Origin of the sequence: Acinetobacter sp. S4400-12 (assembly GCF_024129495.1) — a bacterium.
Classification (GTDB): Bacteria; Pseudomonadota; Gammaproteobacteria; order Pseudomonadales; family Moraxellaceae; genus Acinetobacter; species Acinetobacter lwoffii_C.
In genome coordinates this window covers 43,164-60,014 of sequence record NZ_JAMXYB010000015.1, presented here as the reverse complement: position 1 = coordinate 60,014, position 16,851 = coordinate 43,164, and the positions used below count along the sequence as shown (strand labels likewise).

The 16,851-nt window shown below is 45.7% G+C and carries 12 protein-coding genes and 1 riboswitch; of the genes, 8 read left to right on the top strand and 4 right to left on the bottom strand.

From position 1 onward, the window contains the following. Nucleotides 1-463 precede the first annotated feature (463 nt). The 5 genes from NI461_RS08080 (at nt 464) to NI461_RS08060 (ending at nt 4,769) form a co-directional block, all read left to right on the top strand. Nucleotides 464-1,369 (top strand): VacJ family lipoprotein, encoded by a 906-nt coding sequence (locus NI461_RS08080; RefSeq protein ID WP_174659366.1) that lies wholly within the window; start codon nt 464-466, stop codon nt 1,367-1,369. A 104-nt stretch (nt 1,370-1,473) separates the two neighbouring features. Then, the gene (gene gigA, locus NI461_RS08075; RefSeq protein ID WP_151205482.1) at nt 1,474-2,442 is read left to right on the top strand and encodes an RsbU family protein phosphatase GigA; all 969 of its coding nucleotides are present in this window, start codon (nt 1,474-1,476) and stop codon (nt 2,440-2,442) included. 419 nt (nt 2,443-2,861) lie between these two features. Then, nucleotides 2,862-3,380, top strand: coding sequence for an anti-anti-sigma factor GigB (gene gigB, locus NI461_RS08070; RefSeq protein ID WP_151205481.1), 519 nt, complete (start codon nt 2,862-2,864; stop codon nt 3,378-3,380). 20 nt (nt 3,381-3,400) lie between these two features. Beyond that, complete coding sequence (locus NI461_RS08065; RefSeq protein WP_174659365.1) at nt 3,401-4,228, top strand: carbon-nitrogen hydrolase family protein; 828 nt, start codon at nt 3,401-3,403, stop codon at nt 4,226-4,228. A gap of 115 nt (nt 4,229-4,343) precedes the next feature. Then, nucleotides 4,344-4,769 carry an organic hydroperoxide resistance protein gene (locus NI461_RS08060; protein WP_151205479.1) on the top strand — a complete coding sequence of 142 codons (426 nt, stop codon included), beginning with the start codon at nt 4,344-4,346 and terminating at the stop codon, nt 4,767-4,769. A 557-nt stretch (nt 4,770-5,326) separates the two neighbouring features. Here NI461_RS08060 and gspE read toward each other — a convergent pair. Further along, entirely contained in the window at nt 5,327-6,817 is a 1,491-nt protein-coding gene (gene gspE / locus NI461_RS08055) for a type II secretion system ATPase GspE (protein WP_151207290.1), read from the bottom strand. Between the two features lie 102 nt (nt 6,818-6,919). Between gspE and NI461_RS08050 the strand changes: the two genes are divergently transcribed. Together NI461_RS08050 and NI461_RS08045 are read left to right on the top strand one after the other, a co-directional pair. Then, nucleotides 6,920-7,741 carry a hypothetical protein gene (locus NI461_RS08050; RefSeq protein ID WP_151207289.1) on the top strand — a complete coding sequence of 274 codons (822 nt, stop codon included), beginning with the start codon at nt 6,920-6,922 and terminating at the stop codon, nt 7,739-7,741. Between the two features lie 9 nt (nt 7,742-7,750). Next, nucleotides 7,751-8,674, top strand: coding sequence for a mechanosensitive ion channel family protein (locus NI461_RS08045; protein ID WP_151204210.1), 924 nt, complete (start codon nt 7,751-7,753; stop codon nt 8,672-8,674). Between the two features lie 67 nt (nt 8,675-8,741). On the opposite strand, the gene NI461_RS08040 is transcribed toward NI461_RS08045, so the two are convergent. Next, complete coding sequence (locus tag NI461_RS08040) at nt 8,742-11,444, bottom strand: DUF2339 domain-containing protein (RefSeq protein ID WP_253152979.1); 2,703 nt, start codon at nt 11,442-11,444, stop codon at nt 8,742-8,744. A 163-nt stretch (nt 11,445-11,607) separates the two neighbouring features. Between NI461_RS08040 and polA the strand changes: the two genes are divergently transcribed. Next, the gene (gene polA, locus NI461_RS08035; RefSeq protein WP_253152955.1) at nt 11,608-14,373 is read left to right on the top strand and encodes a DNA polymerase I; all 2,766 of its coding nucleotides are present in this window, start codon (nt 11,608-11,610) and stop codon (nt 14,371-14,373) included. A 245-nt stretch (nt 14,374-14,618) separates the two neighbouring features. Here the strand turns inward: polA and trpB are convergent, their stop codons facing one another. Both trpB and NI461_RS08025 read right to left on the bottom strand, forming a co-directional pair. Continuing rightward, nucleotides 14,619-15,848: a tryptophan synthase subunit beta gene (gene trpB, locus NI461_RS08030; RefSeq protein WP_151204212.1), complete on the bottom strand. Its 1,230-nt coding sequence runs from the start codon at nt 15,846-15,848 to the stop codon at nt 14,619-14,621. Beyond that, a complete protein-coding gene (locus NI461_RS08025) occupies nt 15,832-16,473 on the bottom strand; it encodes a phosphoribosylanthranilate isomerase (RefSeq protein ID WP_253152956.1) in 642 nt (213 codons plus the stop codon). The genes trpB and NI461_RS08025 overlap by 17 nt, the downstream gene beginning before the upstream one ends. A gap of 144 nt (nt 16,474-16,617) precedes the next feature. After that, nucleotides 16,618-16,826: riboswitch (cobalamin riboswitch) on the top strand. Nucleotides 16,827-16,851: the final 25 nt, after the last annotated feature.

Below are 16,851 nucleotides of genomic sequence, written 5' to 3'. Positions count from 1 at the left end.
AGTAATTTAAACCAATCAATCAATGATAATATTTCGATCAATCAACCAGTAAAAATCCACACAAGTTGTTCTTCATAATCTCTTAATGATCATCTTACTGCTTCGTCAGCAGCAAGCTAGGTCGGCTATGTTACGCTTTCTTTGTAGAAAGTCAACCAGCAAATCCAATTATTTTTAAACCCATTCAAGACACTTAAATTTAACACCTTGTGCTAAATCCTTGTTTCTTAACAAGTTTTAATCTTCATCACTACCGATGGATGTGCATTCTACAGTATTTCAGGGAGCTTGCAACACCTATTTTTAAAAAATTAAATTACATGTCTTTTTTTTAGCCATTTATGATGTTTTAATTCATTTTCTATACAATTTCGCTTAAATTCCTCCTATTCGTGACAATACAGTTTATTATTTTAGCTGAACAATGCCACCATACTCAGAAAAAGGCCTCGGGATTTTCCTTATGCATCGCTCAATTTACTTATCTCTATGTTTACTCGCTTTGGCCTCTAGTTCATCTTTTGCAGCTGAGGAAAATACTGAGCTTGAGGTGGAAAGTGAATCTACCACCTCTACAACAGTCCCTTTAAGAGCCAAAATTTCTTCTAAGGTCAATCATCTGCAAAGCCAGCTTAAAGTAGATGCTACTGCTGCTCAAGCAGAAGAAGTAAAAGATCCTTTTCAATTCTGGAACAGAAAGGTATATCAATTTAATGATGCGATTGACCGTACGATTGTACGTCCGGTAGCTGTACAGTATAAAGAAAAGCTTCCTCAAGAGGTTCGTGGCAGTTATACCCATTTTCGCAGTAATTTAGGCGAACCTTGGAATGCGGTTAACCAATTGATCCAAGGCCGCCCAGCACACGCAGCAAAATCTTTAGGCCGTTTTACCATTAACACCTTGACCACTTTGGGTCTGGCGGATCCTGCACGTCGTTTAGGTCTCACTCATGAAGATGAAAAATTTGCAACGACCTTAGGATATTACGGTGTTCCTTCTGGGCCTTATCTGATGTTGCCTATTTTGGGTCCAAGTTCAGTACGTGGCGTGATTGGAATATTAGCCGACAGTCAAGCGCGTCCACAAAAATATATGCTGGAAGATCACGATGGCTTGTACTGGGCCGACCAGTTCTGGCGCGGTATTGATACACGTAGCGAATATCTGGATGTCGAAAGTGTGCTGACAGGTGATCGTTATGCGCAGATTCGTGACATCTATTTGCAACGAACCAACTATGCCATTGCAGAAAAGAAGGGTACCGAGCAAGAATCTCTCTTTCTCGAGGATGACTTTGATGATGAAGGTTCGGCAGACGAGTCTCTTAATGAGTCTGAATTCAACACCACCAACGAACTCTTCTAAGTCTGATATTTTAATTAAATGGTTAGCGAAATCTGTGCGCTAGCCATAATTTGCTTGTTATAGTACACCTTAAGTAGACAGCCCTAAGATCGAATCATCTCTCTATGTATTTCATTCAACCCACTCGTGATATTCCCTATCTGGACCAGGTTCTTGAGACACTTCCGCATGTTCAAGTCATCCTGCCGGATGACCATGAGCTGTATGATGCTACGATTATTGCAATTGCTGATGTACATGATTATTTGCATTATCAGTGGAATCTTCCAACGATTGTCCTGGCTCTGGAACATGAAGGGACTGCGCTGGCACAGGCTTGGCAACAGGGTGCTTTGGCTGGATGGATCTGGAACCAACTGCCGGAACAACCACTTCCCGCTCTACAAAAAATTGATGCTCAATATAAACGCAATCAGGATAGCCGTGATCTGCCTTCTGCCGCAGAACTGCAAAAACGCCTATTGCCCAATCCGATAGAACTGCTTAATTATGAGGTCGAGACCTGTTTTCAGCCTTCGGCCTATTTATCGGGTGACTGGTATGATTACTGGAAAATTAGCGATAAAGAGGTCTTATTTTATCTGGCAGATGTGTCGGGACATGGTGTCACCAGCAGTTTATTAACCTCATGGATGGCTGCATTTCATGGCCGCTCCAAAACACCTCGCGAGCTGATCAAAAAGCTCAATGGCATGCTGGTTCAGGAAAATATTGAAAAACATATCACCATGATTGCTGGAGTGCTAAACCTTGAAACTCATGTCTTAAAATGGTCCAGTGCAGGACATTATCCACCGCCGATTATCCTTGAGCCCAACCAGGAACCTAAAATTTTTACAACCAGCAGTTTTCCTCTGGGACTGACCGAAGAGCTGGAAGTCGAAGAATATGAATATATTTTAAGCCGTAATGCTCGCTTTTTCATCTGCTCGGATGGAGCTCTGGAACCTTTTGAAGGCGGCCTGAACGAACAGTTTACCCACCTTCTACACCACCTTAAAAATCAATCACTTGAAATACCAGAACATGTCGCTGATGATATTGCTTTCCTGAGTTTTATAAGAGTCAAGTAATAGGGTCTGTCGATACTTCGCCTATGTTTGCGACGCAAGAGATAGCTCTCGCAAGATTTTTTAGCTGATATAAAACATCAGGCCGGAAAGTTAGTCATTCTAGATGAATCACTCATCACCAGATAGCAGCAGAAAATATACTCATCCTTGCGCTTTAAACACAGCAACGCTTTGTGCTTGTCATGCAGCAAAAACTGTCTCAAATTTCGTTATGAAGCTTGGCAATAGCCTCATTCCCTTGGTTTCATGTCTCATCCGCTGAGTTTTAGCTTACAGCACAAGCCATTTATGAAATATCAACACAGACTAATATATTTACAGGCTTTATAAGCACTTAATTTAATCAGGACTTTCGGCTACTTGAGTATCTAAGTACCCTATGGGATAATTTAATATCCTTCTCTGCAAATGGCATTTATATGTCAACAGGTCATGTTGAATATGCAAGTTTGAATGGAACGCATATTTTTAAGCTTATTGGCGAAGTGCGTGCTCAATCTTGTATTAGTCTAGATAAATTACTGAACAAACTTGAACAGCAAGACAACGTGGTTGGTGCAATAGTTGATCTGACTGAAACCAGCTTCATTGATAGTACTGTACTGGGTGTCTTGGCAAAGTTAGGACTGAAACTCAAGCAAATCCATGAAATTCAGCCGGTTATGTTGTCTACCAACTCGGATATTACCACTCTGGCCAATAGTATGGGCTTGGGACAGGTTTTCGTGATTCTGAATTACTGTGGTGATTCAAATGTATGTACGCGCGCCCTGATGGAAGAACATATCACCCATCAGGCGATGCTGAGTACTGTTCTGGATGCCCACAAGACTTTAATGAAGCTAAATCAGAGTAACCAGAATATGTTTGAACCTCTGGTCAAACAGTTACAGAAAGAACAAGACAGTTTAGATAAAACTTCCGAACAAAAGGTATGAACCGACCATAAGGAGCCTCCATGACTTTAGTTTCTGTTGCACAAATGAATTCCCAAAATGAAATTGAACAAAATTTCACAGTAATCGAGTCATTAATTCAACAGAGTAAAGCCCAAGGGGCAGAGCTGATTGTCTTTCCTGAAAATTTCGTCTGTTTCGCCGCAGGAAAGCAGCGCGAAACTGCAGCCCAGTTTGAAGCAATCCAGCAGCGTCTGGAGCAGCTTGCTCAGCAATATCAGATCTGGATTGTCGCAGGAACTTTACCCTGCCCTTATCGTCCTGATGGTTCTGTGATTAAAGATGGCCGGGTACGTACTGTAAGTCTCTGTATCAGCCCGGAGCGGACTGAAGCCCGTTATGACAAGATTCACCTGTTTGATGTACAGGTGGGTGATGCAGTCGGTGGCTACCAGGAATCCAGGTTCTTTGAACCCGGTGATGAATTAGTCGTGGCTCAAACACCTTTTGGAAATATCGGCCTGATGGTCTGTTATGACCTGCGCTTTCCTGAACTTGCCCTGAAGCTGCGTGCCCAAGGCGCAAATATTTTGACTGCACCTTCTGCTTTTACCTATACCACCGGACAAATGCACTGGCAGTTATTATTACAGGCACGCGGCATGGACACCCAATGTACGGTTCTAGGTGCAGCACAGCAAGGATGGCACGGCGAAAAACGTCAAACCTGGGGGCATAGCGCAGCTGCAAATAGCCGTGGTCAACTTCTGGATATGGTACATGCGGAAGGGGCACAGATTATTACGGTCGAATTTGATCTGGCTGAACAGGCCAAAGTGCGGGAAGCCATGCCACTTATCGAACATCGTAAATTATTGCAGTTTTCCTAAGCGAGTTTTAACTCCTGACTGCATACTGCTTGCATAAATTAACAAAATCCCTCTTATACTTGGCCAGAAATTAGGGAGTATAGAAGCTCTATTAAAATAAATAGGGATTCATCTCATGTCATTAGAAAAAGCTGTATATACCGCACATGCCAAAGCCACCGGTGGTCGTGATGGCCATGCCACCACCGATGATCAGATTCTGAATGTACAATTGGCGGTGCCTAAAGAAATGGGCGGCCCAGGTGGCGGCACCAACCCTGAACAACTGTTTGCCGCAGGTTATTCCGCCTGCTTTTTAGGTGCAATGAAATTTGTTGCGAACCGTGACAAGCTTAATATCAGTAAAGATGCCTATATTGAAGGCGATGTAGGCATTGGTCCGATTCCAACAGGCTTTGGTATTGAAGTGACCTTAAACATTCATTTAGAAGGCATGGACCGAGCTGAAGCTCAAAAACTGGTAGATGCAGCACATATTGTCTGCCCTTATTCAAATGCCACCCGTGGTAATATTGATGTGGTATTAAATGTGATTGTTTGATTTTCAAGCCACCATTCATCTGGATAGATGTTGATGTGGATTAAATTAACGGGCGTCATATGGAATAATATTTATTAGACGCTCTTTTCTTTCTAGCCCACTTATTCAGCACATTGATGAAAGAAAGCTTGAAAATAAACCATAAAATTGACTATCCATAAGTTTCTTTAGCGAAATATAGTACAACCATTCAAAAAAACCGGCTTGTTCTCAAGTCGGTTTTTCATTATTTTCAAGGATGGTCAATAAAAATGCCCCCCATGAAAACAAGTTTTTTAAAAAGAGTTTCCTTTCATACTCATAAGGTTAAATACAAGCAATTGATCGAAATATAGATTAATTTAGGTCAATAGCCCATTAACCCTATTCAAAATAATAGATAATACCCTTTTAAGTTAAGGTTTTATTGGGGTTTTATCACTATCACTCATCATATTTATGGCTTAATGGCGAAAGGACGAGTGCCCATTTTCTTGGCACAGACTCTGCAAATTGCATTTTGAGAATATCAGAGCTCTAACAGCCTCAAGCATGCTAAAAAACAAAGAAGCGTATTTTCATGACTCCGCCGCTTCATTGGTAACACGCAGCACTTCTTCAATCGTGGTTTTCCCTGCCAAGACTTTACGCAAGCCATCATCCCGAATGGAGCCAGACTGCTGGCGTGCATAATTTTCCAGTTCATATTCTGCGGCATTGCCATGAATCAAACGGCGCATATGGTCATCTACCGGTACAATTTCATAAATCGCGGTACGCCCGCTAAAACCGGTATTGCCACAGCGTTCACAGCCTTGCGGTTGCGGTAATTTTAATTCCTGTGGATGCTCAATATTTTCAAACAGACCTTTTTCAAAACTATCTGCTGCTTGCCAGGTCGCGCAGTGCGGACATAAAGTCCGAACCAACCGCTGAGCTACCACCCCAATTAAAGAGCTGGATAATAAAAATGGTTCGATGCCCATATCTTTGAGACGGGTCACGGCACCAATTGCAGTATTGGTATGTAATGTGGAAAGTACCAGATGACCGGTAAGCGAGGCCTGTACCGCAATTTCTGCAGTTTCCAGATCACGAATTTCGCCGACCATCACCACATCAGGATCCTGACGCAGCATGGCTTTTAAAGCCCTGGCAAAAGTCATATCAACTTTGGTATTGACCTGAGTCTGACCAATCCCTTCCAGCTGATACTCTACTGGATCTTCTGCGGTCAGAATATTTTTAGAGCCATCATTCAGATCAGACAGCGCGGCATATAAGGTAGTGGTTTTACCCGAACCCGTAGGCCCGGTGACCAGAATAATTCCATGCGGACGATGTACCAGCGTCTTTAAACGCTCATAGTCTTTACTCATTAGGCCCAGATGGGTCATATTGAGGCGGCCAGCCTGCTTATCCAGCAGACGCATTACCACCCGTTCACCATAAGACGAAGGCAAGGTCGAGACACGAACATCGACTTCACGTCCTGCCAGACGTAAGGAAATACGGCCATCTTGGGGAATGCGCTTTTCGGCAATATCCAGCTTGGCCATCACTTTAATCCGGGAAACCAGCAAAGGAGCCAGTTCACGGCGTGGCTGGACAATCTCGCGCAGCTGCCCATCGACACGCAGGCGTACAGACAGTCTTTTCTCAAATGATTCGACATGGATATCCGAGGCACCTACCCGAATGGCTTCGGACAATAAGGCATTAATCAGCCGGACAATCGGTGCATCATCTTCCTGATCCATCAGGTCTTCAGCTTCCGGAACCGATTCGGCCAAGCTGAGTAAGTCGGGATGGTCTTCCAGGCCAGCTGCGACCTGCTGCGACTCGCCACTGTCGCCAGCAAAACTGGCACTCAACAACTGGTTAAACTCCTGCTCGCTATACAGCAGATAATGTGCAGGATGTCCCAGTAAACGGCGTGCTTCCTGCAATGCAAGCATGGAGGTATTGTCCCGGCGGACAATGAAGGCCTGATCACCCTCATAACGCAACAGCACACCATGACGCTTGGCGAAACTATATGGAATTTGTAATTGTTTCAGTACTTGCATTGCAGATTATAATAATGATGAAAAAATTTAAATTGAGTGTACTCTAAGCATATGACAGCGTGAAGTATGTTTTCAAAGATTTAGCAAGAAAGGGAGCCAGGATTGTCACAAGATCAAGAGGAATATAGCTTAACATCTCCCAAAATACAGTGGTGGGGAGAGCAGAATTTTGAAATTAATGAATCTAAGGCTTGGCAATTCGGCTCCCTGCTGTTCCGCCTGACCCGCGGCTTGCAGGAGTGGCGTCTGGAATATTACCGGCCTGCGGTACAGTATGATTATGAGCAGCAGTGGCATCAGATTGATGATCCACATTTTGCCTTCCCTTCGCCGGTCAAAATCGAACGCTATATGTTCAAGCTGACTCAAAGCAAACTGCAGCTGATGCCTCGCCTGGCTGACCGCTCGGTAGTGATTAAACCGGTTGATCCGATTTATATTCCAGCCGGTCAGCGCGGGACTTTATATATCAGTACCCCGCTTTGGATTGCCGGTTTTGTTGAAGGTCAACGTGAACCCATTTTTGATCTTCCAGTAATTCTACCCAAAGACACCTGGTTCGGACCGAATCATCGCTCGGGTGAAATTTGTTATGCTACCGCGGTCGATGGCCGGACTGAACTGAAGCAATTACGTCCCCGTGCGTTTCGGGCTGTCACCCCAATTGAGTTTCATAATACCAGTCACCAGCAGCTGCGTTTTGACCGGATGAGTGTTCCCGTTCTGGCCTTGCCACTCTTTTATAGTGAAAGTACGGGGCGCTTATGGACATCTCAAATTAAAGTATTGCATGAAGGACTGGACCGTCCGCCGCGGATTCGGGTGGAAAACCGCACTCCTCCCCATGCAGGCGAAGTTAATTATTTACATCCACCGCGTGATCCGGCGGGAAATTTATTTAATATGTTTGATTCATTTTTCTAAGAGCGTGTGATGCCTAATTCGAGTCTTCCAGCCGAAATCACCAGCAGTCTCAAGGCCGTATTTACCAATATTAATACGGAGCGCCTGACTGAGGTTCTGGTGGCAGTGGTATTAAGTTTTATTGGTTTTCTGATTGCACGTTTTGTTTCCAATACGTTTATTCGCACTATCGGTATGCGTTTCAATGCGCATCAGAAACTGGTCTGGCGGCGCGGGATTTTTTATTTCATCTTCTTGCTGTTCATCATGGCCAGTTTGAAAGAAGCCGGCTTTAAACTGAGTGTCTTCCTGGGTGCTGCGGGGATTTTAACAGTCGCTCTGGGTTTTGCTTCACAAACGTCTGCTTCCAACCTGATCAGCGGACTGTTCCTGATTGGTGAAGGCTCTTTTGAAGTGGGTGACACTATTCAGATTACCTTAATTCGCGGACATGCAATTGAAGGTGAAGTCATCTCTATTGACTTGCTCTCGGTCAAGCTTTTGACCCAGGACAATATTTATGTGCGTTTGCCGAATGAACAGCTGATTCGTGCTCCAGTACAGAACCTGTCCAAATTCCCGATCCGGCGCATTCCGATTACTCTGGCAATTAACTTTCATGAAGACATTATTAAAGTGCGTGAAGTACTGCTTGATGTTGCCAATAAATATCCGCTGGTTCTGGCTGATCCGAAACCGGCGGTAACAGTGACTGCCTTCCGTGAATCTTCAATTGAATTGCTGTTTGCCATTTGGTGCCAGCAGGAAAATTATTTGCAAGTACGAGATGAAATGCAGGAACGGATTCGTAACGGCTTTGTCGACAACCAGATTGAGATTCCAGTTCCGAAAATGGGCTTTGTCGATCATCCGCTGTCCCGCCCACTGGAAAATGCAGAAATTGACCAATATGCCAATGAAAAAGAGTTAAAAAGAGAGCCGTATTTAAAATAATGTCGTTCCACCCCCTCCCTTTTACCAAGGGAGGAGGTGAACTACTTAAACCATCTTGAAGCTCTTCTTAGATCTTTTCTCCCTCTGGCATCGGTGCAATATAGGCAATGAATAACATTACTCCACCAGCCAGCAGGAAAGAAATCACCCGGGTCAGCGTACCAGTATGCGACAGGTCGAATAACACCAGTTTCAAACTGACTATCACCAAAATACTGCCCCCTAGAACCCACATCGGTTTAAGTTTTTTTAAGGTTGCAGTCCACATGGTTACCCATGCCAGTAATACCCACAGAATGGTCAGGCTCAGCTGGACTGTGGCATTGCTCCATAGCGCCAGACTATTAAAGGGTGTTTGCAGATACATATGCAAGGCGCGCAAAACGATATAACTCGACAGCCACAGCAGACTCAGTACCATCAACACCGACATCATGCCGCGGTCCTGTCCGGCCCGAATTTGTTGTAACAGCATCCAGATAAAACTGGCCAGCATCGCCAAGCTAATCAGATCAAATGGGTTGAGTAGCGGCAGCCAGTAGTATTCAAAAGCTTGCCGATTGAAAAGTTGTGAGCACAGTAACCACCCTCCCATCAGAAACAGACAGCTTTTACTCTGCCAGAACAAACACCAGTCTGAATTTGCTGGTTGCCTATAACACCAGAGCCAGAAAACCAGCGGTAAAATCACCATACTCAGATAAGGCATGCTCGGCATCAGACAGAGGCTGGCCAAGGCCAAACTGCTGAATCCACCAAAACTCATCCACTCTTTAGACAGCTCCATGCCCTTGATCGGTCTTAGCCATAACGTAGTCAGCAATAGCGCTGAGAGGCCAAATACGCCACGTTCCAGATTACTTTGCCAGACCAGTACGGCATTCTGACTATGATCCACAGCCAAGATGACCGCAATCACCATTAAAGGTGTAAGCCCGCTCCATTTGGGCAATAACCAGCCCCATGCCTGATGTTTATGCTGGACGATTTCACTTAAAATGACATAACCAAGCGTAAGACTGAACAAGCTCAAACTATAGGCATAGTCCTGAGCAAACTCATCTTCTAGCAAGGCAAAGAGAATCAGGGTTGCGGCAAAACTGAGTAGGCTTAGAAAGCTGATACTGAAACTATTCAGCTGCTGGCGGTATTCGGCTTTGAGCTGGCTAAGAAAGACCACGGCCACATAGCAGACGCTCAGAATCCAGTAGATCTCTCGAGGTATCGGATTAAGCTCAACCAGATAATATAGGCTACTGAATCCTGCCATCAGCAACAGTCCCATGCTCAGGTAATGTGCGACACGGATATTTTTTTCCAGAGCCCAGAGATAGATGAGTAGTCCTTCAACAGCCCAGCCCACCACGCTCCACTGCTCTGTCAATAAAATCGGTGGAATCAGCGCCAGGAAAATCAGCATCAGGCTCAGATAGCTTTGTGAAATGATCTGAACCGTTTCTCTATGACGAACCAAGTGCCAACAGACGGCAAAGACCAAAGCAAATAGCAGACTTAAGCCGGCTTGCCAGAGTTTCTGCTCAGGCTGATTAAAATGGATCAGGTATAAAAAGAGATAGGCAGTAATCGGGGCAGCGAAAATGAGGGCCAGATCAAGTACCGGCTTTAAGCGGAAACGGGACAGATCCTGCTTGGCCAGCAACTGGCTAAAGCGAAAACCCAGCCAGATAAAGACTGTGCTATGGGCCAGAATCAGAGCGGTCATACGATAGCGTTCATGGGTGGTGCCATGTATCAGGCTATAGAGTCCACCGACCATGACGGTGACCAAAAAAGCAATCTGGTTCAGAATTTTCCAGGGCCTGAAACTGCTCAGCAACAATACCCCGATATTGATCAGCAGATAATAGCTGATGAACTCCACCGCAGAGGCATCTCGAGTTGGCAGGGTAAACGGTGCCAGATAAGCTATAAATAAGGCCATCACTGCCAGTTCAATACTGTCCTGTTTCAGGCTTAAGTAGAGGGTCAGCGCCAGAATAATCATAAAAACCAGAGCGGCCAGCGCCAAGCTGGGAATCACCAGACTGTAATAGGCAAAAAATAAGGTCAGGAACAAAGCACCCAGCCCCAAGCCTTCCAGTGCCAGAGCAAAACTCCGGTTTTTCACCATTAAAGCATAGCCCAGTCCGGTCACCATGAGGGCAGCCAGCGCCACCAGTGCTAATTTCACCGCCAGGCTGAGTTGCCAGTGCTCTGTCGCAAAACGCAATAATAAAATAATGCCAATCACCAGAATGGTAATTGCAGCTTTTAACACCGGATTACCACGAAAAATCCAGTGCTGGATTTGTTCAATAAGCTGTGGCTGTTCCGAAATAGATGACTCCCTTACCGGTTCTGCCATATCTTCCGGCATGCTGTTTGGCTGAGCCTGCTTTGCAGATGGATAGCGCGCTTGTAGCTGAAGGACACTCCGTTCCAGACGTTGCAGCCAGCGCAAGAGAAAGAAAATCCAGGCAGTTACCCCGATGCCCATTAACCAGTTGAGTTCGCTCACCCCACCCACAATCGCGATAATAGAAGAGATATATAGTGGAACTTTAGAGTTGGCCGGAACAATACGCTGCGCCGGACTGGCCATATCACTTACTGGGGTTTCCACCGCACTGATATATTGCATCACGCTGATCAAAAAGCCCAAGCCAGATAAATAAGTAACGATCTGCAAGTCCAGATACCAAGCACTGACCCCAATGATAAGAAGGCTAATCAGCCAGATCATACGCAACTCATTTTGTCCTGTTGTCATTCTTATCATTCTCTCTCTCCTGAACTTTTCCATCATACAACAGCTGGCACTGCTTATTTCATCTTCACCCGATATTCGCTAAGCTGTGGAACGGGACTTGCCTCAGCGAGTGCAGTAAAAATCACGTACAATAAAGCAGTTTTTTGAATAAGGAATTGATTACATGCCACCATTTGTCTTGGTCGATGGCTCTTACTTTTTATTTCGTGCCTTTCACGCAGTACCACCATTAACCACGTCAACCGGTCTGCACACCAATGCAATTCGTGGTGCGATTTCTGCCATTCAAAAACTGATGCGCCGTACCCAGCCGACTTATATGGCTGTGATCTTCGATACACCAGAACCGACCTTCCGCCATGAACTGTCACCGATTTATAAGGGTGACCGTCCCAGCATGCCAGAAGAATTATCTCAGCAGATCCCGTATTTACATGCCCTGATCCGTGCCTTGGGCATTCCCTTGCATATGTTGCCGGGCGCTGAGGCAGATGACATCATTGGTACCTTGGCCAAACGTGCCGAAGCGCTGGGCCATCAGGTACTGATTTCTACCGGTGATAAAGATATGGCCCAGCTGGTGACCGACAAAGTGACCCTGGAAGACAGCTTTAAAGAAAAACCAATGGATGTCGATGGGGTTTTTGAAAAGTTTGGCGTGTGGCCCAACCAGATCATTGACTATCTGACCCTGATGGGTGATGCCTCGGATGGCATTAAAGGTGTGCCGGGAGTGGGTGCCAAAACTGCTGCCAAACTGCTGACTGAATATGGCTGCATCGGTAGCATTCTGGAAAATGTCGACAAGATCAAAGGGAAAGTCGGCCAGAATATTAAAGACAATGTCGAGGGCATCACTCTGGATCATCAACTGGCCAGTATTATTTGCGATCTGGATTTGAGTTTTGGCTATGAGGACCTGAAGCTGCAAGAACCGAATGTTGAAGCTTTACGCAATCTGTATACCGAGCTGGAATTCCGTAATCAGTTACAGTCGCTGGATCATCCTCATAACCCGAATAACCGCAATTATAAACAGGCGGCCCAATCTATAACTGCCAAAGCCGCCTCTGAGCCTGAAGAGGTGGATGACCAGCAAGCAACGCTCAGTAGTGAGAATGACCAGCTCGGTAAGGCGACCTATCATACAGTTTTAAATCAGGACGACTGGGACCAGCTATTGGAGCGTCTCAGCACAGAAAAACGCTTTGCTTTTGATACCGAAACCACCAGTCTGGATTATCGCGTGGCACGAATTGTTGGTTTCTCGGTGGCTTTTGATGCAGAAAATGCCTATTACATCCCGCTGGCACATGATTATGAAGGTGTGCCTGAACAGCTCAATCGTGAAGATATTCTGGCGCAGCTCAAACCGATTCTGGAAGATGAGGCGATTCAGAAAATTGGCCATCATCTGAAATACGATGCACATGTACTGGAGAATCACGGTATTCATTTAGCAGGCTGGTATTTTGATACCATGCTCGCCTCTTATGTCCTTAACTCGGTTGCAACCCGGCATGGCATGGATGATGTCGCACGTCTTTATTTAAGCCATTTAACCACCACCTATGAACAGGTGGCCGGTAAAGGTGCCAAACAGAAAACCTTTAACCAGATTGAGATTGAGACTGCAACGCACTATGCCGCAGAAGATGCGCATGTAACCTATCGACTTTATGAAGTTTTAAGTGCGAAACTGCAAGCCTATCCGGAACTGGTCAATCTTCTGCACAATATTGAAATGCCGGTAGCACGCGTCCTGACCAGTATGGAAGAAAACGGGATTCAGCTTGACCTCGGCTTTCTGGATCAGTTGAGCTGCGATTTTTCTAAAACCATGCAAGCCTTAGAAAACCAGATCTCAGAAATGGCCGGTGAAGCGTTTAATGTCAGCTCTCCGAAACAGGTCGGTGAAGTTTTATTTGAAAAACTGGGTTTAAAAGGCGGTAAAAAGACCGCGACCGGACAATACAGCACCAGTGAAAGCGTTTTAGAAAAACTGGAACATCCAATTGCCGAACTGATTCTGGAGTATCGCGGTCTGTCCAAACTAAAAAGCACTTATACCGATGGCCTGTTAAAGCAGGTCAATAATAGCTCACATCGCGTCCATACCAGTTATCATCAGGCACTCACTGCGACTGGCCGTCTATCTTCAACCGATCCGAACCTGCAAAACATTCCGATTCGTACCGAAATCGGCCGTCAAATCCGTAAAGCCTTTATTGCACCCGAAGGTCGTGTCCTGCTGGCAGCCGACTATTCACAAATCGAGTTACGCCTGATGGCACATCTGTCTCAGGATGATGCGCTGGTCGATGCCTTTATTCATGGACAGGACGTACACCGCCGTACTGCTGCCGAAGTTCTGGGTATTCCACTCGAAGAGGTCAGCAGTGACCAGCGTCGTCAGGCCAAGGCTGTTAACTTCGGCCTGTTATATGGCATGTCTGAATTTGGCCTGACGCGCCAGCTCGGCTTTACCCGTCAGGAATCACAGGAATATATCAAACAGTATTTCCGTCGTTACCCGGGAATTTATGAATATATGCAGCGCACCCGTCAGGTTGCTCTGGAACAAGGCTTTGTTGAAACCATTCTTGGACGCCGTTTATATACTCCGGACATTGATGCGCGTAACATGATGGTACGCAAGGCCGCAGAACGTGCTGCTATTAATGCGCCTTTACAGGGCTCGGCAGCCGATATTATTAAAATAGCCATGGTCGAAGTCGACAAAATTCTGCCTAAAGATCAGGCTAAAATGCTGCTACAAGTGCATGACGAACTGGTATTTGAGGTCGATGAAGCCATTGCTGATGAGCTGGCCCCAAAACTGGCTGAGATCATGCAATCGGTGATTGAAATCTCTGTGCCGCTCGTAGTTGAAGTCGGTAAGGGCAAAAACTGGGATGAAGCACATTAATCCGTCATTTTTCTCTTGGTGAAAGCGGAGAAGCATTACAAGCAAGAAGCGGCTATTGATAGCCGCTTCTTGCTTTACTTTATGCTGTCTTTAAATGAGACAGCACCTGCAATTCTCAGGTGCTGTTTCAAGTTGACTAGAGTCTATGCTGTCCTTCTCGGAAAGTTATCAGAGAAGGACTAATAAGCTCAACGATGAAAATCGTGTAAGTTTCTCAGGTTGAAATAAGACAGTTCAAAGTCCGATTACATTTCTACCATTTCTACACCATCAATACGCGCGACCGTCATCAAGTCCTTATCTCCACGGCCCGAGACCGTCGCAATAATGATCTGATCCTTATCCATCGCTGGAGCAAGTTTGGTCACATAAGCCATTGCATGCGAGCTTTCCAGCGCAGGAATAATACCTTCAATTTTGGTCAAATCACGGAAACCCTGTAAAGCTTCCTGATCATTAATCGGCATATAATTGACACGGTGCATATCTTTCAGGAAGCTATGCTCAGGCCCCACGCCCGGATAATCCAGCCCCGCAGAAATTGAATGGGTTTCAATAATCTGACCTTGATCATCAGACATTAAATAAGTCCGGTTACCATGCAATACTCCGACATGACCTGCATTTAAAGGTGCAGAATGCTTGCCGGATTCAATGCCATAGCCTGCTGCTTCAACACCATACATTTTCACATCTTGATCGTTCAAGAACGGATAGAATAGGCCCATCGCATTTGAACCACCACCCACACAGGCCACCAGTGCATCCGGTAAACGGCCAGCCTGTTCCTGAATCTGACGGCGTGCTTCACGACCGATAATCGACTGGAAATCACGAACCAGCTGCGGATACGGATGTGGGCCTGCCACCGTACCAATCACATAATAAGTTGAATCCACATTGGTCACCCAGTCACGCATGGCTTCATTCATGGCATCTTTCAGGGTTTTAGAGCCGCTTTCCACCGGTACTACAGTCGCACCGAGCAGACGCATCCGATAGACGTTCATCGCCTGACGTTTCACGTCTTCTGCACCCATAAAAACCACACATTCAAGGCCCAAACGTGCAGCAATTGTTGCGGTTGCCACCCCATGCTGGCCCGCACCTGTTTCGGCAATAATTCGTTTTTTACCAGACAGTTTTGCCAGCAGCGCCTGACCAATTGTGTTATTAACTTTATGCGAACCTGTATGGTTTAAGTCTTCACGTTTCAAGTAAATTTGCGCACCACCCAACTCTTTCGACCATCGTTCAGCATGATAAAGCGGACTTGGACGACCTACGTAGTAAGCGAGGTCACGGTCGAATTCTGCCAAAAACTGTTCGTCATTTTTCATACGGAAATACAGCTTCTCCAGGTCTTCCAGAGCTGCCATAAGAGTTTCTGACACAAAACGCCCGCCATGAATACCGAAATGCCCGCGTTCATCCGGGAATTGGGTATAGTCAATCACATTATTTTGCTGATCCACGTAGGACTCCTTGCATAAAGCGTTCGATGAGTTGTTGGTCTTTAATACCTTTTGCGGACTCGACACCGCCGCTCACGTCCACCGCATACGCATGTGTGGTGAGAATTGCCTGTTCGATATTGTCAGGATTTAACCCCCCTGCCAAGATCAAAGGAATATTGAGTTGGGGAAATGTGTTCCAGTCAAAGCTGTGCCCGGTGCCACCTTTTAGTTCAGGATGCCATGCGTCTAACAGCACGGCATTAGCCCCTGCCTTCTGGTAGCGTTGAATTTCTGCAACGATATCCAGCTCAGGTTTGACCTGAATGGCCTTGTACCAACGCCGACTTACAGCCTGTGCCATACTTTGGCACTGTTCAGGTGTTTCGTCACCATGAAATTGCAGGATATCCAGCGGCACGGTTTTTAAAAGAAGCTGAATTTCTTCAAGCGTACTGTTCACAAATAGCCCAACCACCTGTACATAGGCGGGTACGGCCTGGATGAGAGCTTCTGCCTGCGCCACTGTCACACTGCGCGGACTCGGCGGATAGAACACAAATCCGATTGCATCGGCACCGGCCCGAACAACGGCGTGTACATCTTCAGCACGGGTAATTCCACAAATTTTGGCACGGGTTCGCATCGTTTTTTGGCTCTACATCTGCCCATGTCATAGCCGATCTATGAGATTGGGGCGAATCATTGTAATGCAAATTTTTAAACTTGCGTAAAGTTCATACGGATTATTCTCAATTCAGATTGTTTAAATCTGTGTCCAACTTTATACTGCGCACAACTTGCAACAAGTCAAAGCCTTTCGCTTTAGGGAAGCTGGTGTAAATCCAGCACTGCCCCCGCAACGGTAAAAAATGAAAAGCTTATCTTTATAAATCCTGTTGATTTACGCCACTGCATATTCGATGTGGGAAGGTGGATAAGTAAGTAGCGAAATACTGCATTTAAGTCCGGATACCTGCTTGTTGTGTTCTTTAACTCAATCATTCACGGGGAGTGAATGTAT